The 26,360-nt window shown below is 61.1% G+C and carries 15 protein-coding genes; 7 read left to right on the forward strand and 8 right to left on the reverse strand.

Annotated features, from left to right (window positions below; all coding sequences use genetic code 11):
* Positions 1–131: 131 nt before the first annotated feature.
* From PUP35_RS16895 to PUP35_RS16920, 6 genes are all read left to right on the forward strand, one after another.
* Positions 132–10,199: a BapA/Bap/LapF family large adhesin gene (locus PUP35_RS16895; protein WP_274240646.1), complete on the forward strand. Its 10,068-nt coding sequence runs from the start codon at positions 132–134 to the stop codon at positions 10,197–10,199.
* A gap of 79 nt (positions 10,200–10,278) precedes the next feature.
* The gene (locus PUP35_RS16900; protein WP_274240647.1) at positions 10,279–11,682 is read left to right on the forward strand and encodes a TolC family outer membrane protein; all 1,404 of its coding nucleotides are present in this window, start codon (positions 10,279–10,281) and stop codon (positions 11,680–11,682) included.
* Positions 11,679–13,877 (forward strand): type I secretion system permease/ATPase, encoded by a 2,199-nt coding sequence (locus PUP35_RS16905; RefSeq protein WP_274240648.1) that lies wholly within the window; start codon positions 11,679–11,681, stop codon positions 13,875–13,877. The genes PUP35_RS16900 and PUP35_RS16905 overlap by 4 nt, the downstream gene beginning before the upstream one ends.
* A 10-nt stretch (positions 13,878–13,887) precedes the next feature.
* Positions 13,888–15,057 (forward strand): HlyD family efflux transporter periplasmic adaptor subunit, encoded by a 1,170-nt coding sequence (locus PUP35_RS16910; RefSeq protein WP_086374946.1) that lies wholly within the window; start codon positions 13,888–13,890, stop codon positions 15,055–15,057.
* A gap of 250 nt (positions 15,058–15,307) precedes the next feature.
* Positions 15,308–15,607 (forward strand): type II toxin-antitoxin system RelE/ParE family toxin, encoded by a 300-nt coding sequence (locus PUP35_RS16915; protein ID WP_111965881.1) that lies wholly within the window; start codon positions 15,308–15,310, stop codon positions 15,605–15,607.
* 10 nt (positions 15,608–15,617) lie between these two features.
* Entirely contained in the window at positions 15,618–15,965 is a 348-nt protein-coding gene (locus PUP35_RS16920; protein WP_063408808.1) for a HigA family addiction module antitoxin, read from the forward strand.
* Between the two features lie 20 nt (positions 15,966–15,985).
* Here PUP35_RS16920 and PUP35_RS16925 read toward each other — a convergent pair whose 3' ends face one another.
* From PUP35_RS16925 to PUP35_RS16935, 3 genes are all read right to left on the reverse strand, one after another.
* Positions 15,986–16,504 carry a DUF6622 family protein gene (locus PUP35_RS16925; RefSeq protein ID WP_133295004.1) on the reverse strand — a complete coding sequence of 173 codons (519 nt, stop codon included), beginning with the start codon at positions 16,502–16,504 and terminating at the stop codon, positions 15,986–15,988.
* An 85-nt stretch (positions 16,505–16,589) separates the two neighbouring features.
* Positions 16,590–17,771, reverse strand: coding sequence for an aminotransferase-like domain-containing protein (locus PUP35_RS16930; RefSeq protein ID WP_274240649.1), 1,182 nt, complete (start codon positions 17,769–17,771; stop codon positions 16,590–16,592).
* Positions 17,772–17,791: 20 nt separating this feature from the next.
* Entirely contained in the window at positions 17,792–18,679 is an 888-nt protein-coding gene (locus PUP35_RS16935; RefSeq protein ID WP_115876110.1) for a LysR family transcriptional regulator, read from the reverse strand.
* A 97-nt stretch (positions 18,680–18,776) separates the two neighbouring features.
* Between PUP35_RS16935 and PUP35_RS16940 the strand changes: the two genes are divergently transcribed.
* On the forward strand, positions 18,777–19,379 hold the full coding sequence (locus tag PUP35_RS16940) for a short chain dehydrogenase (protein ID WP_023308908.1): 603 nt from the start codon (positions 18,777–18,779) through the stop codon (positions 19,377–19,379).
* Positions 19,380–19,495: 116 nt separating this feature from the next.
* Here PUP35_RS16940 and PUP35_RS16945 read toward each other — a convergent pair whose 3' ends face one another.
* From PUP35_RS16945 to fdrA, 5 genes are read right to left on the reverse strand one after another with little or no spacing between them, the layout of a single operon-like run.
* Positions 19,496–20,875: an amidohydrolase family protein gene (locus PUP35_RS16945; RefSeq protein ID WP_274240650.1), complete on the reverse strand. Its 1,380-nt coding sequence runs from the start codon at positions 20,873–20,875 to the stop codon at positions 19,496–19,498.
* A 1-nt stretch (position 20,876) separates the two neighbouring features.
* Positions 20,877–21,833: a carbamate kinase family protein gene (locus PUP35_RS16950; RefSeq protein ID WP_271369190.1), complete on the reverse strand. Its 957-nt coding sequence runs from the start codon at positions 21,831–21,833 to the stop codon at positions 20,877–20,879.
* On the reverse strand, positions 21,830–23,383 hold the full coding sequence (locus PUP35_RS16955; protein ID WP_115876113.1) for a xanthine permease: 1,554 nt from the start codon (positions 23,381–23,383) through the stop codon (positions 21,830–21,832). Before PUP35_RS16955 ends, PUP35_RS16950 begins: the two co-directional genes overlap by 4 nt.
* An 11-nt stretch (positions 23,384–23,394) precedes the next feature.
* Complete coding sequence (locus tag PUP35_RS16960; protein WP_274240651.1) at positions 23,395–24,810, reverse strand: DUF1116 domain-containing protein; 1,416 nt, start codon at positions 24,808–24,810, stop codon at positions 23,395–23,397.
* The gene (gene fdrA, locus PUP35_RS16965; protein WP_274240652.1) at positions 24,810–26,351 is read right to left on the reverse strand and encodes an acyl-CoA synthetase FdrA; all 1,542 of its coding nucleotides are present in this window, start codon (positions 26,349–26,351) and stop codon (positions 24,810–24,812) included. The genes PUP35_RS16960 and fdrA overlap by 1 nt, the downstream gene beginning before the upstream one ends.
* Positions 26,352–26,360 lie beyond the last annotated feature (9 nt).

Here is a 26,360-nt window from a genome sequence, read left to right on the forward strand (position 1 = left end):
CATCGTGCGCGCAAAAAACGACGGTGAGTGCTGCGTTATAACAGCGACTGCGCCGGGGGCGCCCTTTACCTTCTGCAGAGATGGCTCGTCTTGCTCGCCGTTCATGACACATCTGCTGGAGTAATACCTAAATGAGCCAAATCTCTGTTATTTCGAAACTTACTGGCGTGGAAACGACCACGGAAGGCACCCAGGTTACGCTGAGCCATTCCTCTGTCGTTGAGCTTCATGTCGAGCGAGCGAGCGTCTCTCACTTCGCGCGAAATGGTAACGATCTGCTGGTTACGCTCCACTCCGGCGAGGTGATCACCCTTAAAAATTTCTACGTCGCGGACGCGCAGGGCGTGAGCCAGCTGGTGCTACAGGACAGCCAGGGCGCTTTATGGTGGATTGAAGATCCAACCGGAGCCGCCACGTACGAATCCATCGCGTCCACGGACGTGCTGCTTGCAGCCTCAGGGAGCGACACCGGTGGTGCCGCCATCTGGCCATGGGCCCTGGGCGGGATTGCCGCTGCGGGCGGCATTGCGGCGGCGGCAAGCACTGGCGGTGGTGGTGGTGATAATGGCAGCAGTAACAATTCGGCCGATCCGGATACGACAGCGCCGAACGCGCCTTCCGGCCTTAAGTTTTCTTCAGATGGCAAAACGGTCACCGGTACCGCAGAACCCGGCAGTACCATCACGCTGAAAGACGCGAACGGTAACGTCATTGGCACAGGAAAAACGGGCAGCGATGGCAATTTTACCGTCTCTCTCGACACGCCGTTGACCAACGGCGAGCAGGTGACCGCCACCGCGACGGATAACGCCGGGAATACCAGCCCGGGCACGAATCTTACCGCCCCGGACACCACTGCGCCCGATGCGCCAGCCATCACCAGCGTAACTGACGATACGGCTCCACAGACGGGGGCAGTCAGCAACGGCGGCAGCACCAACGATCAGCGTCCGCAGCTTACCGGCACCGGTGAAGCGGGTTCGACCGTGACGATTTATGACGGCGGGATCGCCATTGGTACGGCGGTCGTCGCCAGCAACGGCACCTGGACCTTTACCCCTTCAGTTGATCTGAGCGAAAGCACTCACCAGATTACCGTGCGGGCAACCGATGCTGCCGGCAACACCGGGCCTGCCTCGCCGGTGTTTACCCTGACGGTGGATCTTACTCCGCCGGACGCCCCGACCGCGATTGTGCTGACCGACGATACGGGCGTTATCAAGGGAACCATCACGTCGGGCGCGCCTACCGATGCTTCACTGCCGATCCTGGCGGGAACGGGCGAGCCCGGCGGAACCATCACTATTTACGATAACGGCGTGGTGGTTGGCACAACGACGGTACTGCCCAACGGCACCTGGAGCGTAACGCCGAACGGTCCGCTTCCGGACGGGACGCACTCCATAACCGTCACTGAAACCGATGCCGCCGGAAACCTGAGCGCGACCTCAGAGCCTGTCATCTTCACCGTGGACACCACGCCGCCGTTAGCCCCTGGAAACCTCGTGGTTTCAAATGATGGCGGCACCATCAGCGGTACAGCAGAGCCGGGCAGCACGGTGACCATCCGTGAAGGCGGCGCACTCGTTGGCACTCCAGTTGTTGCCGATAGTCAGGGTAACTTCAGCCTGACGCTGACCCCGCCGAAGCTCAACGGCGAAATCCTGACCGCTGACGCCACCGACACGGCTGGCAACACGAGTCCTACCACCTCCGCGGCGGCACCGGATATTACTCCACCGCAGACGCCAGTTATCGTGTCGGTTGTTGATGACGTACAGGCCTCCACCGGCCCCGTGGGCCCGAACGGGATCACCAACGACCGGGCGCCGACCGTGAACGGGACGGGCGAAGCGGGCTCGACCATCACGATTTATAACGGCAGCGATGTCCTCGGTACGGTGGTTGTTCCCTCTTCCGGCCTGTGGAGCTTTACGCCGCCCGCACCGCTAACCGATGGCACGTACGTGCTGACGGCGAAGGCGACGGACCCCGCCGGTAACCCGAGCGGGTTATCAGACTCCTGGACAATTGACGTCGACGGGACGGCACCTGGCGCCCCGGTGATTTCACAAGTCGTGGACGATGTCCCCGGGCGCACCGGCGCGATCGACCTGAATGGGACCACTAACGACACCACCCCGACGCTCAGCGGTACCGCCGAAGCAAACGCGACTGTCACCGTGCGCGTGGACGGTGTTGCTGTTGGTACGACCGTCGCCAATGGCCTTGGCGTATGGATCTTTACCCCTTCCACCCCGATCGGTGAAGGCCCCCATGATCTTACCGCCGTCTCGACCGATGCGGCAGGCAACACTAGCGGCGTCTCCAACACCTGGACTCTGACGGTTGACAGCGTGGCGCCTGCTGCCCCAATCATCACCCAGGTGGTGGATGATGTGCCGGAACGCCTCGGCGCGCTCAACCCTAACGACAGCACTAACGACACCACGCCGACGCTCAACGGCACGGCTGAACCCGGCTCAACCGTCACCATCCGCCTCGATGGCACCGATCTTGTCACGGTTCCGGTCGACAACAATGGCGCGTGGACCTATACCCTCACGACGCCTCTTGTCAGCGGGCCTCATACCTTTACCGTTGTCGCCACCGATACGGCGGGTAACACCAGCCAGCCGTCAGGCGGCTTCACCCTGACCGTCGATACCACGCCACCAGTGGCGGCAACCATCGGCACCGTGACCGATGACGTCGGCGGCGTTCAGGGTCCGCTCAGCAGCGGCGATACCACGGATGACACCAAACCGCAGCTGCAGGGCACCGCTCCGGCCGATGCGACGATCACCATTTATGACGGCACCACCCTGCTCGGCACCGCCACCCTCGACGGCAACGGCGGCTGGAGCTTTACGCCCGTTACCCCGCTCACCGACGGCCCGCATTCGCTGACGGTTCACGCCACCGATGCCGCGGGCAATACCACCATCTCCAGCCCGTTTGTGTTGACGGTAGATACCGTCGCGCCTGTCACGCCGGACGTGCCGGCCATCACCGTCAATCCTGACGGAACAGAAACAACGCTGAACCCGGGCGAAACCACCCGCGACACCACGCCAACCCTGAGCGGTACCGGCACGGCCGGCGATACCGTGACGATCTACAACAACGGCGTCAAAATCGGCGATGCTGTCGTGGACAATACCGGCAGCTGGTCGTGGACACCATCAACCCCGCTGCCCGGCGGTACCTATGACATCACCCTGACCGTCACCAACGTGGACGGCACGGGCAACGAAAGCGCTCCGTCGCAGCCGGTTACCATCACCATTGATACCGAGGCGCCGGCTACGCCTGCGGCACCGACCGTCACCGACAGCGTCACCCAGATCACCGGCCCCGTACCCGATGGCGGAACCACCAACGATCCGCGCCCGGTCCTGAGCGGCACCGGGACGCCGAACGATATCATCAACATCACTGACACCGTCAACGGCATATCGACCGTCGTGGGCACCGTCACGGTAGACAGCAGCGGCAACTGGAGCTGGCGTCCTGGCAGCGACATTGCCGAGGGCAGCCACGCCTTTACCGCCACCGCCACCGATGAAGCGGGCAACGTTTCTGACGCTTCTCCTGCGATTACGATCGTCGTGGATACCCTGGCACCGGCTACGCCAGCGATCAGCGCCGTGGGCGGTGAACCGAACGGAGGCTACATTACGGATACCACGCCGACAGTGGGAGGAACCGGCGTTAACGGTGAGACGGTGATCGTCTACAACAATGGCGTCGAGCTGGGTCGTGTCGTGGTGGCTAATGGAGAATGGAGCCTGACGCTCCCCACGCAAACGGACGGCCCGCTCAACATTACCGTAGCGGGAGTGGACGCAGCGGGTAACCTCAGCGCGCCGAGTTCAGTCTTTACCGTCACGCTCGATACCGTTGCGCCTGAGATCCCCGTCATTAGTGCCGTAGCCGACAGCCAGCTGTCCAGTAACGTGCTCTACACGAAGGACGGCACGCCAACTCTTACCGGGACCGGTGAACCCGGCACCACCGTTATCGTTTCCGTAGACGGCACACCGTCTACAGTGCTTGTGACGGTCCAGCCGGGCGGCACCTGGAGCTGGACCGCCGACACGACGTTGCCGGATGGTCCTCATACGTTCACCGTCTCTTCCAGCGATCCAGCAGGTAATTCCTCCGGTGATTCAGTACCGCTGAGCGTGACGGTGGATACTGCCGCACCTGCCGACCCGGTCAACATGGCTCTGGCTCAGGAAGGAACGCCGCTGACCGGTACAGGTGAAATAGGAAGTACTATTACCGTGAAAGATAGCGGTGGCACGGTCATTGGTACCGGCGTTATCGGTAGCGACGGCAGCTTCTCGATTGCGCTGAGTCCGGCGCAGCTGGATCCGACCACGCTGACCGTGAACGCTACGGACGCCGCAGGGAATGCCAGCGCGGGCGTGCCTTTTGTCGTCACCGACTCGTCGCTTGAGCTGCCGCAGGTGCCCGTCATCACGGCGATCGTCGATGACGCGGATCCGATAACTGGCGATGTGAAAGGCAAAACGACCAACGACACCACGCCAACGCTTACCGGCACGGCCGAAGCGGGCAGCCTGATTACCATCTATCAGGACGGTAGCACGACGCCATTGACGACGGTGACCGCCGACGGCAGCGGCAACTGGAGCTATACGCCGGCGGCGCTTGGCGAGGGGCTGCACACCTTTGAAGTGACTGCGACCCTCAACGGCCAGACCAGCGGCCGCTCTCCGGCGGCCAGCGTCACCGTCGACCTCACCGCCCCGGGCACGCCAACTATCGGCGCGGTGATTGACGACGTCGGTCCGGGCACCGGCCCGCTGACCAGCGGCCAGACCACCAACGACAACCAGCCGACCCTCACCGGCACCGGCGCGGTGGGCGATACCATCTCCATCTACAACAACGGGACGCTGCTGGGCAGCGTGCTGGTAGGCAACACCGGCACCTGGAGCTACACCACGCCCACCCTGGCAGAGGGCAACCATGTCCTGACCATCCGCGCGACCGATCCTGCGGGGAATCAGAGCGGCCCTTCGGCGGGCTTCACCGTCGTGGTGGACTCCGTTTCCGCCACGCCGGTCATCACCAACGTCACGGATAATGTCGGCAACGCCGCCACCACGGTGGTCAGCGGCAGCGAAACGAACGACGCCACGCCAACCCTTTCGGGGACAGCGGACGCAAACAGCGTGGTGACCATTTTCGACGGCGGCACCCAGATTGCCGTGGTAACGGCTGACGGCACCGGCGCATGGACGTTTACCCCTGACACCGCGCTCGGCGAAGGCTCGCACAGCTTCACCGTCCGGGCGACCGACCCGCTGGGCAACGTCAGCGCGGTCTCTGCTCCCTGGAGCGTGGTGGTTGATCTGACCGCTCCGACGGTTCCGACGCTGGATAATGTGAACGACGACGTCCCTGGCGGCGTCCAGGGTAACCTCACCAGCGGCCAGGTAACCAACGACAGCACCCCAACCATCAGCGGCACCGGGCTGGCGGGCAGCACTATCCACATCATGAATAACGGCACGCAGATTGGTACAACGACCGTTGACGGAAGCGGGAACTGGTCCTTTACGCCGACCGCGCCGCTGAGCGACGGCAGCTACTCCCTGCGCGCGTATGCAACGGATACCGCAGGCAACGCCTCGGCGAACTCATCGGTCTTCGCTTTTACCATTGATACCGCAGCCCCCGGCGTACCGGTGGTGACCAGCGTGATTGACGATGTCGGTCCGGTCACCGGGACGCTCACGTCGGGTAACAGCACCAACGACGCGCGTCCAACCTTCAACGGTACGGGCGAAGTAGGTTCTACCGTGCACGTGATCGTTGATGGCAACGAAATTGGCACAGCGGTGGTCAATGCCCAGGGCAGCTGGACCTTTACCCCGGGTACCGATCTGGGCGAAGGGCCACACGCCATCACCTTCAACGCCACCGATGCGGCGGGCAATACCGGCGGCACAACGACGCCGTTTACCCTGACGGTGGATACGGGCGTGCCGTCGGCGCCGATCATTTCGACCGCGGGTGACAACGTGGGCAGCATTCAAACCCCGCTCTCTTCGGGGCAGAGCACCGACGACACCACGCCGACGCTGAACGGCACCGCGACCGCCAACGCCACGGTCACCGTTTATGAGAACGGGCAGCCGGTCGGCACCGTTCAGGCGGACGGTACAGGAGCATGGAGCTTTACGCCATCAGCACCGCTGGGCAACGGCAGCCATACCTGGACCGCCACGGTCACCGATGCAGCGGGCAACGTCAGCCCGACCTCGCCGGGCTTTACCCTGATTGTTGATACCGCGGCACCAAACGCGCCGGTTATCAGCCAGGCGGTAGACGACGTGGGCAGCATCACCGGCCCGCTAACGTCCGGGCAAACAACCGACGATACCGTTCCGCGCCTTGTCGGGACCAGCGAACCGTTTGCCACCGTGAAAATCTATGAGGGAACTACGCTTGTCGGAACAGGCACTGCGGATAGCAACGGGAGCTGGAGTATCTTGCTCAACACCACGCTGACAGCGGGCGCGCACAGCTTCACCGCGCAGGCGACGGATGCGGCGGGCAATACCAGCCTGTCGTCCACCAGCTTCAGCCTCACCGTTGACACCACGCCGCCTGCGCTGCCGGTGCTGACCAGCATTCTGGATGACGTGGGCAATGCGGCGACGCCGGTTGCAAACGGCGGGTTCACCAACGACGCGCAGCCAACCCTCAGCGGCACGGCGGAAGCCGGGTCGACGGTGAAAATCTTTGATAACGGCGTACAGATCGGCAGCGTGACGGCGACCGGCGGCGCGTGGAGCTTTACGCCATCTCCGGCGCTGAGCAACGGCGCGCACACGTTGACCTTCACCGCCACCGATGCGGTGGGCAACGCCAGCGCCCCCACCGCCGGATATGTCATTAACGTCGATACCCTCGCGCCGGGCGCGCCGGTTATCAGTTCGGTGATTGATGATGTCGGCAGCGTTATCGGTCCGGTGACCGGTACGAATCCGACCAACGATACGCGCCCAACGCTAAGCGGGACAGCCGAAGCGAATGCCACGGTCAGGATCTACGATGGTATTACGCTGGTCGGCACGGTGACCGCCGATGGCAACGGCAACTGGACCCTGCCGCAAACCACCACGCTGACGCAGGGCACGCATAACTTCACCGCCACGGCCACCGATGAGGCAGGCAACACCAGCACGGCGTCAGGCGTGACGACGATTATCGTCGATACGACCGCCCCAACGGCGCCGACCGGGACCCTCAACGCCGACGGTAGCGTCCTGACCGGGAGCGCGGAGGCGGGAAGTACCGTCACAATCCGCCTTGCGGACGGCTCGACGGTGACCGCCATTGCGGGCAACAACGGCACCTACAGCTACACCTTCATTAACAAACAGATCGAAGGCCAGACGCTGCAGATCACCGCTACCGACGCCGCGGGCAACACCTCCCTGCCGGGCTCCGTCCTTGCGCCGGTGTTGCCGCTCTCCGCCAGCAATAACGTTGAAGAGCTAAACCTCAGCACCACGGCGACCGTGACCAACAGCCAGTACAGCGACTACGGCTTCCTGCTGGTCGGCGCCGTGGGCAACGTCCTGACGCTGCTGGGCAATGACACCGCGCAGGTGAACTTTACGGTGGGCAACGGCGGCAGCGCGGATATCGTGGTGAATGCTAACGCTACGGGGGCGGTGCTCTCTCTGCTCAACACTCTTGAGCTGGTAGTTCAGCACTACGTCAACGGCGTCTGGACTACCGTGGTGGATACCGGCCAACCGCAGTTTGCCGATCTCCTGACCCTCGGCGCTACCGGCGTCTCGCTGAACCTGACCGGGCTGGCCGACGGTAACTACCGCGTGCTTAGCTATAACACCAACCTGCTGGCAACCGGCTCCTACACCAGCCTCGACGTGGCGGTGAAAGAGACCGGTCCGGGTACGGTTACCGGCGATACCAGTCTCAACGGCAACGTGATCCTCGATACGGATCCGACCGCCGGCAGCGACAACGCGCCGGCCGGAACCACTATCTCCACGGTGACTAACGCGCAGGGCGTTACCACCAGCGTGAACGCCGACGGCACGGTGATCCAGGGCAAATACGGTACGCTGACCATCAACCGCGACGGCAGCTATACCTATAACCTGACCGACACCAGCGCCGCGGTCGTTGGCCGGACGGAGAGCTTCACCTACACCATCACCCATAACGGCGTCAGCGCGTCGGCGAACCTGGTGCTGTCTCTGGGTGCCGGTACGGTAATCAACGGCATTGTGGCAGTGGACGACACGGCCTCGCTGACCTTTGACACCACCGTGAGTGAGGTGAATAACGGCGCCTCGTCTCAGAACGGTTTTACCCTGGTGGGCATTAATCTCGGCAGCACGCTGGGGCTTAACCTGCTGGACGACATGACCAACCCGATCATCTACAACGTGGAGGAAGGGACGACCCGCACCATGACCATCCAGGCCTCCGTGGGCGGCGTGGCGCTGGCGTCGGTGTTCGACCTGTACGTCTATAAGTTCAACAATGCGACCCAGACCTTCGAGCAGGTTCGCGTCGAGTCGGGCTGGCTGCGCGCCCCGCTGCTGGGGGGTACGTCACCGCAGCTGACGCTGAACCTGCCTGCCGGGGAGTATCTGTTCCTGCTGAATACCGCATCCGGGATCGCCGTACTGACGGCCTACACGCTTAACGTCCTGCAGGACCATGTCTACAGCGTGGCGAGCATCAGCGAAACCACCACGGGCGACGTGCTGGCGAATGATCCGGTTCCAGCGGGCACGCTGGTTACCGAAGTGAACGGCGTGGCGGTCAACAGCAGTGGAACCACCACCATTCAGGGAGAATACGGCACGCTGACCATCAATTCGTCCGGTCAGTACACCTATACCCTGAGAAGCGGCGTGGGGGCGGACCATATCAGCACGCCGGATACCTTCGTCTACACCGTTACCGCGCCTGACGGCTCGAAGGATACGGCATCGCTCAACATCACCCCAACCGCGCAGGCGATGAATGCGGTGAACGATGTCAGCGCCACGATGGACCTTACCTCGGTACATCACACGTCGGTCTACTCGGATACGACCGTGGGCACCGCCAGCTGGACGACGGCCCTGCTCTCGTCAACCCAGGGCAGCGGCAGCGGAACCTTCGTGGTCGACGCGAACACCGCGCTGCACAACGCGTCGCTGCACTTTAGCGTGGCATCGCTGCTGTCGCTGACCGGGTTGACGGTGAACTGGTCTATCAGCGACGGCTCGGGCGTGATCCGCAGCGGCTCCTTCAGCGGGGCCTCGCTGCTGGGCGGCAGTATCGACGTCGCGCTGACCGGGCTGGATCTCAACGCCGGGACCTATACGCTGAACTTTACCGGTAGCGTCCCGGGGCTGAGCGTCGGAAACATCACCATTACCCCAAGCGTGAACGGCACCACCTACTCGCTGAGTAATTTCGACGTCACCGGCAGCCACACCGTCAACGGCAATATCTTTGACGGCACCGACTCCGGCGGCGTGCTGGATCAGCTCCACTCGGTGGATACCCGTCTGAGCGTGACCGGCTACAACGGCGTGACCACCACGCTGGACCCGTATACCGGCAGCGCAACGGTGAACATTGTCGGCCACTACGGCACGCTGGCGATCGGCGCTGACGGCCATTACACCTATACCCTCAACAGCGGGGTATCGCTCTCAACCATGACTTCGAAGGAGACCTTCAACTACACCCTGACCGATTCTGCCGGAAGAACGGACAGCGCCACGTTGACCATCAATATGGCGCCGCAGTTCATCAGCTCTGAGCATAACGACGCCATCACCGGTACGGCCTACGGCGATACGCTGATTTACCAGGTGCTGAACAGCACGGTGGGCAACGGTACGGGGGGTAACACCAGCAGTGCCGCGGGCGATCACTGGACCGGCTTCTCGCTGGCACAGGGCGACAAGATCGACATCGGCGATCTGCTGGTGGGCTGGAACGGTAGCGCCGCGACGCTCGGGAATTATCTCCATGTCACTAATAGTAATGGCAATACCGTGATCTCCATCGACCGTGATGGTGCAGGGGGCACCTACACTAATACCACGCTCGTTACGCTTGATGGCGTTCAGACCACCTACGACGAGCTTGTTAACCAGCAACACATCATTACCTGATACCACCTGCAAGAGATGACCCGGGCGCGCAGCGCCCGGGCATAAATAATAAAGCCGTATTTTTTTATAGGGACATGACATGGGAATGAAGATGCCTTACTGGTGGCTCTCGTGCTGCCTGATATCTGTGCCCGCTTTCTGCGCAAATCCGGCGGCCACCATCAATACCGGACAGCTTCGCGAAACGCAGGAACTCCCCTCGCTCAACGGCCGCGTCGCACCTGCGGCTGGCAAAGCCGCACCCGGTTCATTGCAGCTTGGCGATGCCGTTAACCGCGCCGTCACCTGGCACCCGGCCATCAGCGAAGCCGTGGGGAAACTCTACCAGCAGAGCGAAGAGGTAGACGTCGCTAAGTCAAAATACTATCCGCAGATTAATGCCGGCGTGGACAACGGTTATTCCCACGACGGCGACCAGAACGGCTTTACGCCGTCGCTGGTGCTTTCTCTCTCACAGATGCTCTACGACTTTGGCAAAGTGGCAAGCCAGGTACGCGCCGAGAGCGCCGGCGTTGCCCAGCAGCAGGCCAACGTGCTGGTGAGTATCGACACTATCGCCCACGATACCGCCGTCGCCATGGTGCAGGTGCAAACCTGGCAGCAGATGGTTGAGACCGCTAAAGAGCAGCTCGACGCCCTCTCCTCTATCGGCACGCTGACCCGCCAGCGTAACGACGAAGGGGCTACATCGCTCTCTGACGTGGTGCAGACCGATGCCCGAATCGAAGGCGCGCGAGCCCAGCTGAAGCAGTACCAGGCCAGCCTGGACAGCGCCCGCGCCACGCTGATGAGCTTTCTCGGCTGGAACAGCCTGAACGCGATAAGCAATGACTTTCCGCAAAAGCTGGGCCGGAGCTGCGACATCGCCGAGCCGGACGACCGTCTGGTTCCCGCCGTTCTCGCCGCCTGGGCGCAGGCTAACGTCGCCCAGGCTAACCTGGACTATGCCGACGCGCAGATGACGCCAACCGTCTCGCTGGAGCCGGAGGTGCGCCACTACATGAACGATCGCTACGCGGGCAGCGACACGCGGGATCGCACCCAGTATTCCGCATGGGTGAAAGTTCAGATGCCGCTTTATCAGGGCGGCGGCCTCACCGCACGGCGTAACGCTGCCGGACACGCGGTGGAGGCGGCGCAGTCCACCATTCAGCGCACGCGTCTTGATGTCCGCCAGAAACTGCTGGAAGCCCGCAGCCAGGTGATGAGCCTGCAAAGCACGCTGCAAATTCAGGGCCGTCAGGAGGCGCTCAGCGCCCGCACCCGCGAACTGTACCAGCAGCAGTATCTTGACCTCGGCTCGCGCCCGCTGCTCGACGTGCTCAACGCCGAACAGGAGGTTTATCAGGCGCGCTTCACCCAGCAGCAGACCCTCGGTCAGCTGCACCAGCTGCAGCTCAACTGCCTGTATAACACCGGACAGCTGCGTCACGCGTTCGATCTTGATAACCGCACCATCCAGACCGTGGAGATCCAGCCATGAAGCAGCGTGATATCCCGCAAGGTGAAAACATGACGGATGAGGCGCTGGCGCAGTGGGCACAGGCCTTTGGTTTTGTTGCCACGCGCTATCGCGTCGCCTGCTCGCCCGGCGCGCTGATTGCAGGCGCACCCTGGCTGAAAGGCAAACCGATGGTGCCCGCCCTCACCCAGCTGGCCCGCGAAGCAGGGCTGTCGTTTCAGCCCCTTACCGACGATCGACAGGCGATCAACAGCTGGCGTCTGCCGGTTGTCGTAGCGATGAATGACGGCAGGATCGGCGTGATCGAGCATTTCGACGGGGACGATACGCTGGAAGTCAGCTTTTTCGACGATGAGACCTACACCAACCGGCTGTCGATGACGGCGATGCTGCCCGCTATACGCCACGTTATTGCCCTGCGTCCACTCGCCGCGCTGAAGGACAGCCGCGTGGATGCCTATATCTCCAAATATCGTCCGGACTGGCTCTACCGGCTGGTGATGCGCGATCTCCGCCCCTACAGCTGGGTGATGCTCGCCGCGCTGTTTATCAACGTGCTGTCGCTCTCCGGGATCGTCTTTTCCATGCAGGTCTATGACCGGGTGATCCCCGCCCAGTCCTACCCGACGCTGTACGTCCTGACCATCGGGGTGCTGATTGCCACCCTGTTTGGTTTTGTGCTGCGCGTGGCGCGCGGGCACATTATGGATCTGCTGGGCAAGCGCTCGGATATGCGCGTTTCGGATCGCGTATTCGGCCACGCTCTGCGGCTGCGCAACAGCGCGATCCCCCGCTCCACCGGCAGCTTTATCTCACAGCTGCGCGAGCTGGAGCAGATCCGTGAGATGGTGACCTCATCCACCATCTCGACAATTGTCGATTTGCCCTTCTTTTTACTGTTCGTGGTGGTGCTGGCGATCATCGCCCCGCAGCTGGCGTGGATCGCCCCGGTCGCGGCGGTGATCATGGTCCTGCCCGGCCTGCTGCTGCAGAAGAAGCTGGCGGAGCTGGCAAAGCAGTCGGCCCATGAATCAACCCTGCGCAACGCGGTGCTGGTGGAGAGCGTGCAGGGCCTGGAGGACATCAAGCTGATGCAGGCGGAAAACCGCTTTTTGCAGCAGTGGAACAGCTATATCCAGATCACCGCGGAATCCGGCCTGCGCACTCGTGAGCTGACGCAGAACCTGATCAGCTGGGGGATGACCATTCAGAGCCTGGTCTACGCCGGGGTGATTGTGGTCGGCGCGCCGATGGTGATCGACGGTACCCTGACCACCGGCTCGGTGGTCGCCGCGTCGATGCTGGCTTCCCGCATGATCGCCCCAATGGCGACGCTGTGCGGCGTGCTGGCGCGCTGGCAGCAGGTCAAAGCCGCAAAAGAGGGACTGGACAGCATCATGCAGCTTCCCACCGAAAACCAGCGCGAGGAGACGCCGATCCGCCAGGACGTCCTGCGCGGACACTATCTTTTCGAGCAGGCGCAGTTCCGCTATCAGCCGGACGATCCGCGCATGGCGCTGCGCATTAATCGCCTGGAGATAAGGCCGGGAGAAAAAGTGGCGATCCTCGGGCGCAACGGCGCGGGCAAATCAACCCTGCTGCAGGCGATGGCGGGCGGGATGGACCTGGCGGCGGGCGAACTGCGGCTCGACGGCTTCAGCCTGCCGCATCTCGACGTGGCGGACGTGCGGCGCAACGTCGGCTTTATGACTCAGAACGCGCGGCTGTTTTACGGCACCCTGCGCGAAAACATCACCCTCGGCATGCCGCGCGCCACCGACGAAGAAATTTTCGAGGCGCTGGAGCTGACCGGCGCGGCGGGCTTCGTCCAGAAGCTGCCCAAGGGGCTGGACTATCCGATCATGGAAAACGGCGTAGGGCTCTCCGGCGGGCAGCGCCAGTCGATTCTGCTGGCGCGAATGCTCCTGCGCGATCCGAATATTGTGCTGATGGATGAACCCACCGCGTCGCTGGATGAGCACACCGAGCGGGAATTCATCCAGCGCCTGGGCGACTGGCTCGGGCATCGCACCCTGATCGTCGCCACGCACCGCGTACCGGTTCTGGAACTGGTGGAGCGCGTCGTGGTGTTAAAAGAAGGCATGCTGGTGATGGACGCACCAAAAGCCCAGGCGCTGAGCAACAGCCGTATGCAGCAGCAACAGCAGCAGGCAGCAACCGGACGGGAGTGGAAAAATGAAAATCAGTCAGCGTGACGTGGCGGCAATGGACGATCTGGATAACGCCCTCGACTCCGAAAGCGGCTACACCGGCGCGCGCCGGATCGTGATCTTCTCGCTGCTGATGTTTGTGGTGCTGGGCGTCTGGGCGTGGTTTGGCGTGCTGGATGAGGTGTCAACCGGTTCGGGTAAAGTAATCCCCAGCTCGCGCGAGCAGGTCTTACAGTCTCTCGACGGCGGGATCCTCACCGAACTGAACGTCCACGAAGGCGATCAGGTGCAGGCCGGACAGGTGCTGGCGCGGCTTGACCCGACGCGTTCTGAGTCGAACGTCGGCGAAAGCGCGGCGCGCTACCGGGCCTCACTGGCCTCCAGCGCCCGCCTGTACGCCGAGGTGAACGATCTGCCGCTGAAATTCCCGCCTTCGCTGGCGAAATGGCCGGATCTGATTGCCGACGAAACGCGGCTGTACAACTCGCGCCGCGCGCAGCTGGAGGATACCCAGCGGGAGCTTCGCGCCGCGTTAGATCTCGCCAATAAAGAGCTGGCCATTACCCAGCGGCTGGTGAAAACCGGGGCCGCCAGCCACGTGGAGGTGCTGCGCCTGCAGCGGCAGAAAAGCGATCTGGAGCTGAAGCTCACCGACGTGCGTTCGCAGTATTACGTCCAGGCGCGCGAGGCGTTATCCAAAGCCAACGCTGAGGTGGATATGGTTTCAGCCATCCTCAAGGGCCGCCAGGATTCCGTCACCCGTCTGACGGTAAAATCCCCGGTGCGCGGGATCGTGAAAAATATCAAGGTGACCACCATCGGCGGGGTGATCCCGCCCAACGGCGAGCTGATGGAGATTGTGCCGGTGGACGATCACCTGCTGATCGAAACTCGCCTGTCGCCGCGCGATATCGCCTTTATCCACCCGAACCAGGAGGCGCTGGTCAAAATCACCGCCTACGATTACGCCATTTACGGCGGCCTGCACGGGGTCGTTGAGACGATTTCTCCGGATACCATTCAGGATGAGGCCAAGCCGGAGGTGTTCTATTACAGGGTGTTTATCCGCACCAGTCAGGATTACCTGGTCAATAAGGCGGGCAGGCACTTCTCGATTGTACCGGGGATGATTGCGACGGTGGACATTAAGACCGGAGAGAAAACGGTGCTGGATTATCTGATTAAACCGTTCAACCGGGCGAAAGAGGCGCTAAGGGAGCGATAGCCAATCGCCGGGTGGCGGCTGCGCCTTACCCGGCCTACATCCCCCCAGGCCCTTGCAAGCGCAGCGCCGCCGGGCATTAAACCGCACGCCAGAACTGGAACCTGCCTCGGAGGATTAATCTTTAGTCATGCATCCCACTTCCCTTCAGCCATCGCCCAGGTAATATTAACCGCAGACAAAACGCACTTGCGCACAGTGCAGGAGTGCATTACTATTCATTCAGCTTCACGGACTGGAGCTCGCCAGCATTATGATTAGTTATTTTCGGGATCAATGGCTTGAGGATTTTTTTCTTTACGGCAGATCGAGCAATGTTATCCCTTCAAATCTGGAAACAGCGCTTGCGAGAAAGCTCGATATCATCAGGGCAGCAACCTCGCACAGGGATTTGCGATCGCCACCGGGCAATATGTATGAAGCATTGAATCCTCCGCTGAAGGGCTATTCCTCCATCCGGGTAAACAGGCAATACAGGCTCGTATTTTGCTGGACAGAGGGTAAAGCAGAAGATCTGTACCTCTCTCCACACAAGTACACGCAACACAAGTGAGGCATCATCTATGACACTTCAACAGGCACTCCGCAAACCCACCACGCCGGGCGACGTGTTGCAGTATGAGTATCTTGAACCGCTCAATCTGAAAATCAGCGATCTGGCGGAGATGCTCAATGTTCATCGCAACACCATCAGCGCGCTGGTCAATAACAATCGCAAGCTTACTGCCGATATGGCGATCAAGCTGGCAAAAGCCTTTGATACCACGATTGAATTCTGGCTGAACTTACAGCTGAACGTCGATATCTGGGAAGCGCAATCTAACGCCAGGACGCAGGAGGAACTAAGCCGTATAAAGACCGTTGCGGACGTCATGGCTAAGCGAAAATCTGGCCAACCGGATGTAGCCTGACCCGAACAGGCGCGGAGATCTTACTCCGCCGGACGAGGTGCGGCGCTGTTATACACGCCAATATAACGCGCAAATTTCCCAATAAACACACCGGCAAACACGCCGCCGGAGACGATCGCCAGCGCGCTCATGGCGGGCTGCTGCATCGTCTGGGGAGAGACCGCGCTCATCACGCCCAGCACATACTTCACCCCGAACGCCAGCATCATAAACGGCAGCGCGGTGTAGTCCGCCTGGCGGTAAATGCTTCTCGGCGCCTCTGCGCGGGTGATAACCGCCTGCTTAATCAGAACATACCCCAGCGCGGCACCGGCAAGGATCCCCGCCGTCCACAATGCAACAGTCCCGGGAGTCAGCGTGCGATAGACTATCAGATCGTAAATATCCCAGATAAGAAAGATGCCCGGAATAATGGCAAGCCGCTCCAGCGTCACGGTGGCGGGCCGTCGGGCTTTAAGGCCGCGGGAGATAAGGAAGATAAACAGCACCCACACCCAGACGGGCGTGTGCGTCACAACACCGATCAGAAATTCAAACATGGAGTTCTCCATGGACGATTGCGGCCCGTGCCGCCCTGAACGCGTATTGCGCATAACGGCAAAACCACCGTTATGCGCAGGTCTTTTACAGCGATTTTTTCAGGCGTCGAACCGCTTCTATCAGCTCTTCATCCGTTGGGGTGACGAATGACATGCGCAGCGTTGAATGGTCCGGCTCATTGCAGTAGAAAAATTCGCCCGGCACAAATACTACGCCGTTACTTAACGTTTTTTCCAGCCAGCGGGTGGTATTACTACCATTTTTCATATTCGCCCACAGGAACATGCCGCCCTTCGGCTTGTGGAAAGACATCACGTCGCCAAGCTCAGCCTCCAGCTCTGTTGCGAACGTCTGGAATTTCTGGCGATAGGCTTCGCGGATCGTTTTAATCTGATCGGCCAGACGGCCGGTCTTCAGATACTCATACGTCATCAGCTGCGACAGCGTGCTGGTGTGCAGATCGGTGGTTTGCTTCAGGTTCACCACCGCGCGCTTCAGCCATTCCGGTACCACCACCCAGCCCACGCGAGTGCCCGGCGCGAGGATTTTAGAGAAGGTAGAGGTATACACCACGTTCTCTTCGTTGCCGATATCTTTGGCATGAGCAATTAACGGGCGGAAGACTTCATCGGTATAGTTAATTTCGCTATACGGATCGTCTTCGATGATCACGAAGTCATAGCGCTTCGAGAGTTCCACCAGCTGTTTACGACGCGCCTCAGAAAGCGTCACGCCGCCCGGGTTGCCAAACGTCGGGACAATATAGACCGCTTTGATAGTTTTATTTGCCACCAGCACTTCGAGCTCGTCGACCTTCATGCCGTCACCGTCGGTGCCGACGGATTCAAAATTCGCCTGCGCCAGGCCGAATACCTGCAGCGCAGCAAGATAGGTTGGACGCTCGACGACGACAATATCGCCCGGATTAATCAAAGCACGCGCCAGCACGTCGAGGGACTGCTGTGAACCAGAGGTCACGACCACGTCATCCGCCTTACAGCGAATGCCTCGCCCCTCGCAAATACGCTGAATCTCTTCCCGCAGTCCCGGCACGCCTTCGGTCAGGCCGTACTGGAATGCCTCGCCAAAATGCTGAGATAACACGGCATCAGCGGCAATTTTCAGGCCTTCGTGATCGAACAAGGCCGGATTCGGAATCCCCCCACCGAGCGAAATGACGCCGGCCATTTTGCTATGTTTTAATAATTCACGGATGGCAGATGATTGCAGGCCCTGCGCGCTGCTGGCGAGTTTACTCACAGACATTCTTTGCTTACCTTCTTTTTTTATAGTGTGCCCAATCTTAGCAGAATATGGGCGATAAATTCCGTAAGCTTAGGCAGTTGACGTAAATCCTGACGCCACAATAAATGCACGGGTCTCGGCGCCGGAATATACTCTTCCAGCACCCGAACCAGCCTGCCGCTTTCCAGATCTTCCGCCACCAGCACCTCCGGCTGCAGCAGCAGTCCCGCTCCGGCTCTCGCGGCCATCCGGAGCCCGTAGCCGTCATTACATTTTAAGACCGCATCCCGCTTCCAGCGCACCTCGCCCTCGACGCCAGGCAGCCGCCACTCGTTGCGCGCGGTCCACACGCTGTGGGACAGGCAGAGATGATCCACCAGATCGGCAGGGGTTTGCGGCGTACCGTAGCGTGCCAGGTAGTCCGGCGCGGCGCAGATCACCATCCGGTAAGGGCAGAGGTATTTCGCCACCAGATCGTCGTTGTGAATGTCGCCAATACGAATGGCCAGATCGATACCCTCCTCCACCAGATCCACCATCCGGTTGGTGAGATCCAGCTCGATGCGCACTTCCGGGTAGCGCTGCAAAAAGGAGGCCGTAAGCGGCGCGATCGCGCTGCCGCCAAACGAGGTGGGCGCCGTCACGCGCAGGGTGCCTGACGGTGCGGCGCGCAGGCGTTCCACGGCGCTTTCGGCGATCGCGACCTGCTCCAGCACCCGCTTCGCCTCGTCGAAATAGACCCGTCCGGCGTCGGTCAGGCTCTGGCGCCGCGTGTTACGCTCCAGCAGGCGGGTGCCAAGCTGGGATTCCAGCAGCGCAACGTACTTCCCCACCATCACCGCCGACATCTCGAGCCGTGCTGCCGCGCCGGTGAAGCTGCCGCTTTCAACCACCGCAATAAAGGTCTCCATGCTGCGAAGCTTATCCATATTCCAAACCTCTGGTTAGCAATCTTCTAACTTTAGCCCAGTTTATCCGTATTTTAATTTATTAAAGAATGAAGGCTCACAACAGAAGGAGTCGGCTATGAAAATCGTCATTATTGGTGCCAGCGGTACGGTTGGTCGTGCGGTAACGGAAGAGCTGAGTCGTCGCCACGAGGTCATCCGCGTCGGCCGCACGCAGGGCGACGAGCAGGTAGATATCACCTCTCAGGCGAGCGTTCAGGCGCTGTTCGAGAAAATCGGTCCGGTGGATGCCATTGTGTCCGCCAGCGGTGGCCTCTACTTTGGCCCGCTCGCGACCATGAAAGATAGCGACTTTAACCAGGGGCTACAGGATAAGCTGCTAGGACAGGTGCGCCTGGCGCTGACCGGCCAGCACTACCTGAACGAAGGCGGCTCGATTACGCTGATAAGCGGAATTGTGGCGCACGAGCCGATTGCGCAGGGCGTAAATGCCACCACGGTGAATGCGGCGCTGGAAGGGTTTGTTCGCGCCGCAGCCTGCGAATTGCCGCGCGGGATCCGCATCAACCTGATTAGCCCGACGGTTCTCACCGAATCCGTCGAAACGTACGATGGCTTCTTCCCGGGCTTCGAAAGCGTGCCTGCCGCGACGGTGGCGCAAGCCTATCGCCGCAGCGTGGAAGGCGTGCAGAGCGGGCGGGTATACAAGGTCGGCTACTGAGCCGTGCGCGCGGCGATCGGCACCAGCATCGGGCGTGGAAGCTGCGCTTACCCGGCCTACAGAAGTGCGGCCTGATGCCATCCCCCCTCTCCCACAGGGAGAGGGAGAAATGCACATCAACCCACAACGCCCCAGACGAGGTTGCCCTTGTGGAACGTTGCGGTACGCGGAGAGATGCGCGCCACGGCTTCGGCGGAACAGGAGGCGTCCACCAGCACAAAGCTGGCGTCATCCTGCGCTTTCGGCCACACGCGCTCGCCTTTGTCGTTCAGCGGCAGCACGTCGCCGGTCGCGATACCTAATGCGCGGGAGAGCGTCTGCTCGTTCGGGCGGATGTAGAGCTGGGCGTAGAGATTCGCTTTTTCCAGCATGTCCCCCAGACCGTACGGCGACCAGTGGTCGATCACGCTGTCGGTTCCCGTCATCACAAACACGCCCTTGTCCCGCAGCTGCTTCAGCGGCATATGCAGGGTGCCAATCGGCACGGTGGAGGCGATGGTCACCTGCTGCGCCGCCATGCGGGTGGCGATCTCATCCACCTGCTTTTCGTTAAGCGTCGCCAGCGCAAAGGCGTGGCTGATGGTCAGCTTCCCCTTCAGCTCCGGCGTTTTCTCCACGGTTTCGATCATGTAGTTCACCGCCGCCACGCCCGCCGGGCTGGTCTCGTGCAGATGAATATCCACTCCTTTGTCGTAGTCCAGCGCAATCTGGAACATCAGGTCGAGAGATTTCTCCATCGCGCCGTCAACGTTGGTTGGATCCAGCCCGCCCACGTAGTGCGCCCCGGCCTGCATCGCCTCGCGCATCAGCTTTTCGGAATGGGACAGCAGCAGCCCGTGCTGTGGGAAGGCGACGATTTCACAGTCAAAGCCGGGCTTACGGCGCGCCAGGACCGCCTGCAGGTTTTCGAGATTCTTCAGGCCGGAGGTCGGCTCGATATTGCAATGGCTGCGGGCGATGGTGGAGCCTTTCGACTGGATCAGATCGATCAGCTTTTCCGCACGCTCCTGGGTGTAGGGCTGAAGCTCCGGCAGCAGCTTCTGTTCCAGGCGGATCATATCCTGAATGGTGGTACCTGCCGGGCGGTTGAGGGAACGCCACGGGCCACCGTAAAAGGTTTTATCCAGGTGAATGTGCATGTCGCGCATCGGCGGAAGCATCAGCTTGTTGCCCGCGTCGTAGTGCGGCAGCGTGGCGTCGGCGTGGCGCTTGTTATCGCGCAGGGCGACGATCTTCCCGTCTTGAATCTCAAGCGTTTTCAGCTCGGTGCGGGTGCTCGTCGCCACGCTGCCGTCGAAATTAAACCCGGCTTCGAGCAGCACGTTGTCCAGATAGTAATGTTTCGCGGTGATCGTCATCGGTTTACCCGTCTCGCAGGTTGGCTTTGCGGAGTCGGCAGCATACGCGACGGATCCGGTCGCGCCAAACAGCGCGCAGGCGGTCACCATTTTGCCGCTCTGGCTGATGAATTCACGGCGGCTTTTATTTTCACTCATCTTATCTTCCTTCATTAATAATATGGGTACCGGTTTCCCCGCGCAGCGCGGCGGGCAGGCAGTCCGGCGAGGTGATAATCACGCGCTTGCCGCCGTGGTGTAAAAACGCCAGCGAGGCGACGATTTTGGGCAGCATGCTGCCCGCCGGGAAGTGGCCTTCGTCCATGTAGCGCGTCATCTCTGCTACGTCGACGGTCTCCAGCGCCTGCTGATTTGGCTTGCCGAAGTTGATGCACACCTTTTCCACGCCGGTAGTTATCACCAGCACGTCGGCGCAAATCTCACGGGCCAGCAGCGCGGTGGAGAGATCTTTATCGATCACCGCGTCGACGCTCTGGTAATCGCCCTGCTCAGTGCGCACCACGGGAATACCGCCGCCGCCCGCGCCGATGACCACAAAACCTTTCTGCGTTAGCGCCTTAATCGCATCCGCCTCGACGATGCGCAGCGGCTGGGGCGAGGCCACCACGCGACGATATCCCCGGCCCGAATCCTCAACAAAGTGCCAGTCCGGGTGCGCGCGCTGCAGCTCGTCGCGCTGCGCCTCGCTGAAGAACGCGCCGATCGGCTTCGTGGGGTGCGCAAAGCCGGGATCGTTTTTATCCACTTCCACCTGCGTGACGACCGTGACCGCCTTTTGCTCGCCGCGCGCGGCAAGGCGGTTGTTCAGCGCCTGCTGGATCAGGTAGCCAATGCCGCCCTGGGTGTCCGCCACGCAGTTTGCCAGCGGCGTGAGGGGAAGCCCCTCCCGCTCGTGGGCGATTTCGGCACGGCGCAGATCCAGCCCCACCTGAGGGCCGTTGCCGTGGGTGAGCACGATGTCATAGTCGGAGGCCAGCATTTCCAGCACCGACTCTGCCACCGCTTTCACCGCCTGCGCCTGATGTTCAACCGACTGGCTGGCGTTGTCTTTGATAATGCTGTTGCCGCCGATGGCAACGACCATAAGCTCTTTCATACGTGTTCCTTCGCAACATTACCCGACGCAGCGCTCGCAACTTCCCGGCTGTCGAGAAAATGCTTCACCACAAACATGCCGCCCATCATCAGATACGCGGTGACGAACATCAGCGAACTGCCTTCGGCAAAGCCCACCACCGGGGCGTGGATCACCCCGAACAGCGCCAGCAGCGCCCCGCCCGCCGCAGCCACGGCACCGCGCAGCGGTTTGTTGATGATGGCAAAAATGGCGATACAGCCCCACAGCATGCTGGCGAGCGGTGCCCCGTTCCCCAGATGGACTAATCCTTCGTAGTAGATCCCTTTGCTGTGCAGCACGTCGGTACCGATTTTGGCGGCATTCGTGCCCGCCGCTCCCATCACGCTGTTCATCATGGTCAGCGCCCAGTTGGCGATCCACGGGAACAGGCAGATGAAGATCACCGGCACTTCCACCTTCGGCGTTTCCCTCACCACCTGGTTGGCGGTGACCACGCCGATAAACACCAGAATCGGCACGATGGCGGTCATCGGAATGATGGCGAGCATAAACGCCCCCAGCCCGAACAGCGGCACGATGAACATGGTCACGCCGGAGGCCAGCGTGTAGCCGATGCTGGCCCCCATCGCTTTCCAGCCGGGATGGCCGACGTAAACCGTCACCGGGAACGGGTTCCCCATCAGGCAGCCGAGCATGGAGGCCAGACCGTTCGCCAGCATGACTTTACGCGTCGGGTATTCATCTCCCGCCGCGTGGGCGCTTTCGATGTTCTCCAGGTCAAAGATGTAGTTCGCCAGACCCAGCGGTACGGCAGAGGCAAGATACGGCAGCGCGTGCGGCAGCCCCTGCAGGAAGCCCTCCACATGCACCTGCGGCGGGTTAAAGCCGAAGGATGACATGGACGCTTTAATCGCTTCCGGGCTCTGCAGGCCGGAGATCCACGCCAGTGCGGTACCGGCTATCAGCAACAGCAGGCCGGTAGGGATTCTGGCGAAAATCGGCTTTTTGCCGAACCAGTTGATGAAGATCAGCAGCAGGACAATGAACGATACGGTCGGCGCTTCAAACGCCTGCAGCATCGGGTTCATCGCCAGCAGCAGCAGTCCTAAACCGGAGAGGCATGACAGCAGCACGGTGCGCGGGATCATCTTGCGGATGGTTTCGCCCAGGAATGAACCGCCCGCAAGAATCATCGCCTCAACGAAGCACCAGACCAGGCCAATCTGAATAGCGAACTCCGCATCACCGGTCTGCTGATAGACCGGCATCAGCACCAGGAAGGTCACGGTAAAAATTGACGGCGCGCTGGGGCCGGACGGCAGCGCGGTGACGTCCGTGCGCCCGGTCTGGCGCGCCATCTGCATGCCGAACCACGCGTAGCAGATACTCGCGGCCAGCACCGCCAGCCCGAAGGCCGGCGCGATGCGTCCATAAACAATCTCCTTCGGGATGCCGACGACAAAAATGAGCAACCCCATCATGGTCAGCAAATTGGTCAGGTTGTTGGTCATCAACCCGAAATAAGCCGCCCAGTCACCTCTTTTCCACTCCAGCTTCATGTTTTTCATGGATGCATGCCTTATAAAAAGTAGCGATCGCGGAAGGTCAACAGCGCCTTTTCAAAACAGCTAAACGGCGGGTGAACGATGCCCGCCCCAATCATGCCGATGCCCGCGTCTTTGTGCGCAATGGCGGTATTGATGACCGGCAGAATGCCGCTGCCAGCGACCTTCGTGATGTCGATGGCGGTCGGAATGCCCATAAACGAGAGCAGTGGAATGGTGACGTTCGGATTTTCGCCGAGGGTGATTTCGCGCATCTGGCGGGAGAAGTCGATGGCTTCCTCCACCGTCCCGCCCACCAGGGCGACAATCGCCGGGGCCGTCGCCATCGCAAAGCCGCCGATGCCGTAGGTTTCGGTGATCGCGCTGTCGCCGATGTCCAGCCCGGAATCTTCCGGCTTATAGCCCGCGAACATCGGGCCGATCACCTGCTGCGCCGGGCCGGTGAACCACTGCCCCGGAAGCCCCGAAACGCGCAGGCCGAATTCGTAGCCGTTGCGCGCCATGGTGGTAACCACGGTGCTGTATTCAATGCCGTGGGCGGCGTCCAGTGCGGCTTTACACATCGCCATCCACGTCGGGCCGGAGAAGTAGTCGCTGCTGGCAACAAACTCGAACACCTCGCGCTGCTGCTCCACCGAATAGCCCGCCTGAATTAGCCCCGGCGTCAGCGCCTGGATCAGCAGCGTCGTGCCCGCGTTATTGCGGTTGTGGCACTCGTCGCCCATGTGCAGCGCCTGGGCCAGCATCAGGCGCAGGTCGATTTCGCCGATAATGTTCATGGCGTCGCGCAGCATCGGGCCGAGCACATCGCGCATCCAGTTCAGTCGGTCGATGACGCTCTGGTCGTTGGCCCCCATGCGCAGGATCTTCGCCATCTGCTCGCTAAGGTTGGTGAACGCGCGGTTGCCGTAGGTTTTGTTCTCAACGATGTGCATAAACATCGACGCGGAGGTGACGCCCGCCATGGAGCCCACGCAGTCGTGCTCGTGGCACGGCGAGAAGGCGATCTTCCCGGAGGCGGCAAGTCGCGCCGCGTCGTCCAGATCCTTCGCCAGCCCTTCAAACACCAGCGCCCCGGTGACCGCGCCCTTCATCGCGCCGCACATGTTTTCCCAGGAGACAGGCGGACCGGCGTGCAGAATGGTGGTGCGGGTCATCCCCGGCACAACGTTAATCGCCTGGTCATAGCCCACCAGCACCGGATGAGACTGAATAATGCGCTCAAGGGCGATTTGGTTGGCGGCGGCGATTTTATCCGCCAGCGGTTTTTCCGCCAGCTGGTCGAGCGCTTCAACGACCTGCATATTGCCCTGCCCCGGCGGCGTCCAGTCGAGCTGGGTCACGGGAACGTGCTGCTTTTTAAGATCGTCGCTGAACATCGCGAGACCCACGTTAATGACGTTCAGCGGCTGGTTAAATAAGGTAGTCATTATGCGTTCTCCCCTTTGCAGACAAATTCGCGTGCCAGTAATCCGGTATTGGTGCTGCTGCTGGCCCAGATGACGCCTGCGTCGGTCAGCAGCTGACACTGCTGCGCCAGCGACTGCGGATCCTGGTCGGTGCCGAGCACGTAGCCGAGGATCTCCAGCGGACGGTTATCGGCCTTCGCGATGGCCTGTGCTTCTTTAATGGCGTCGATCATCACGCCGACCGGATCCTCGTGGGCGCCGAAGCCGAGCACAAAGTCCATCACAATCACCCCGACTTCCGGGTCGCGAGCCTCCTGCAGCAGGCGGCTGATGCGGTTGGTCGGGTCAATCATCGGGTGCGGCTTGCCGTTGGTGAAATCGTCATCGCCAAAATCGAGGAAAGTGTGGGCTTTACTGACGCTGATGTCGCTCAGGCGCTTAGCCTGATCCGGCTGGATGTTGCTGTAAACGTCGTCGAATTTCGCAAGCGCCGCAAACATCGCCTCATCGCACAGGGTGCCGCCGCAGAACAGGCCACGAATGTACTTCTGCTGCGGGGTCAGGCGGGCGCGCACCTCTTCAATTAATGGCCAGTTGAGCGGGTGCAGATCGAGGGACTCTTTTTTGATGCCGGTGAGCAGGACGGCCTTCAGCGCCGCCTCTTTGGTGCCGCGCGCAAACTGAAGTCCGTCCTCATCGGCGGGCGGTTCATTGCGACCGAGGAAGCACGCGATCACGGGCTTACGACAGGCGCGCGCGCGGGCCAGCACTTTCTCCGCCACCGCTGGCGCGGGCGGCTTGGAGATCAGCGCAATCACTTCTGTACCCTCGTCGGCTTCCAGCATTTCAATGGCGTCAAGCATCATCAGGCCGCCGATCTTCTCGCTGAGATCGCGTCCGCCGGTGCCGATCAGCTGCGACACGCCGCCGCCGAATTCGTGAATACGCACGCTCAGCTCCTGGCTGCCGGTGCCGGATGCGCCGACGATACCAATCGGTCCGCGACGCACCGCGTTGGCGAAGCACAGTCCCGCGCCGTTGATGATGGCGGTGCCGCAGTCCGGCCCCATCATCAGCAGCCCTTTCCGGTGCGCGAGCTTCTTCAGCGCCAGCTCGTCGTCAAGCGACACGTTATCGGAAAACAGCATCACGTTGAGATCGTTTTCCAGCGCCTGACGCGCTTCGCGGGCGGCGAAGGTACCGTTGACGGAAATGACCGCGAGGTTACTGTCCGGGCGATGGGTTTTGGCGCTGGCAATCGTCGCGTAGCGCGCTTCATGGGAGCCCGCGCTCTCTTTACGCGTGAACAGCGCTTCAATAGCGGCCAGCGTTTCTTCATTCGCCGCGTCGCCTTTAATGACGATCATCAGGTCACCGTTTTTCGCCTCATTTAATTCCGGCGTTAAAAGCCCGAGGTTTTTTAAAACGCCCTTATTCATTTCCGTTGCCATGGCGACAAAGGCCTGTTCGACGCCCGGCAATTTATTGGCTTTAGTGGAAACGGACATTAATGATACGGAGTCAAAATAGGTGTTCTTTTTAATCACGATTTTCGTTGGCATTATTTGCAC

Source organism: Enterobacter sp. S-33 (genome assembly GCF_028735835.1).
Classification (GTDB): Bacteria; Pseudomonadota; Gammaproteobacteria; order Enterobacterales; family Enterobacteriaceae; genus Enterobacter; species Enterobacter vonholyi.

Bases quoted from the DNA above. Each gene is read 5' to 3' on its own strand.
- PUP35_RS16895 (WP_274240646.1), top strand. From the start codon at position 132: ATGAGCCAAATCTCTGTTATTTCGAAACTTACTGGCGTGGAAACGACC.
- PUP35_RS16900 (WP_274240647.1), top strand. From the start codon at position 10,279: ATGGGAATGAAGATGCCTTACTGGTGGCTCTCGTGCTGCCTGATATCT.
- PUP35_RS16905 (WP_274240648.1), top strand. From the start codon at position 11,679: ATGAAGCAGCGTGATATCCCGCAAGGTGAAAACATGACGGATGAGGCG.
- PUP35_RS16910 (WP_086374946.1), top strand. From the start codon at position 13,888: ATGGACGATCTGGATAACGCCCTCGACTCCGAAAGCGGCTACACCGGC.
- PUP35_RS16915 (WP_111965881.1), top strand. From the start codon at position 15,308: ATGATTAGTTATTTTCGGGATCAATGGCTTGAGGATTTTTTTCTTTAC.
- PUP35_RS16920 (WP_063408808.1), top strand. From the start codon at position 15,618: ATGACACTTCAACAGGCACTCCGCAAACCCACCACGCCGGGCGACGTG.
- PUP35_RS16925 (WP_133295004.1), bottom strand. From the start codon at position 16,504: ATGTTTGAATTTCTGATCGGTGTTGTGACGCACACGCCCGTCTGGGTG.
- PUP35_RS16930 (WP_274240649.1), bottom strand. From the start codon at position 17,771: ATGTCTGTGAGTAAACTCGCCAGCAGCGCGCAGGGCCTGCAATCATCT.
- PUP35_RS16935 (WP_115876110.1), bottom strand. From the start codon at position 18,679: ATGGATAAGCTTCGCAGCATGGAGACCTTTATTGCGGTGGTTGAAAGC.
- PUP35_RS16940 (WP_023308908.1), top strand. From the start codon at position 18,777: ATGAAAATCGTCATTATTGGTGCCAGCGGTACGGTTGGTCGTGCGGTA.
- PUP35_RS16945 (WP_274240650.1), bottom strand. From the start codon at position 20,875: ATGAGTGAAAATAAAAGCCGCCGTGAATTCATCAGCCAGAGCGGCAAA.
- PUP35_RS16950 (WP_271369190.1), bottom strand. From the start codon at position 21,833: ATGAAAGAGCTTATGGTCGTTGCCATCGGCGGCAACAGCATTATCAAA.
- PUP35_RS16955 (WP_115876113.1), bottom strand. From the start codon at position 23,383: ATGAAAAACATGAAGCTGGAGTGGAAAAGAGGTGACTGGGCGGCTTAT.
- PUP35_RS16960 (WP_274240651.1), bottom strand. From the start codon at position 24,810: ATGACTACCTTATTTAACCAGCCGCTGAACGTCATTAACGTGGGTCTC.
- fdrA (WP_274240652.1), bottom strand. From the start codon at position 26,351: ATGCCAACGAAAATCGTGATTAAAAAGAACACCTATTTTGACTCCGTA.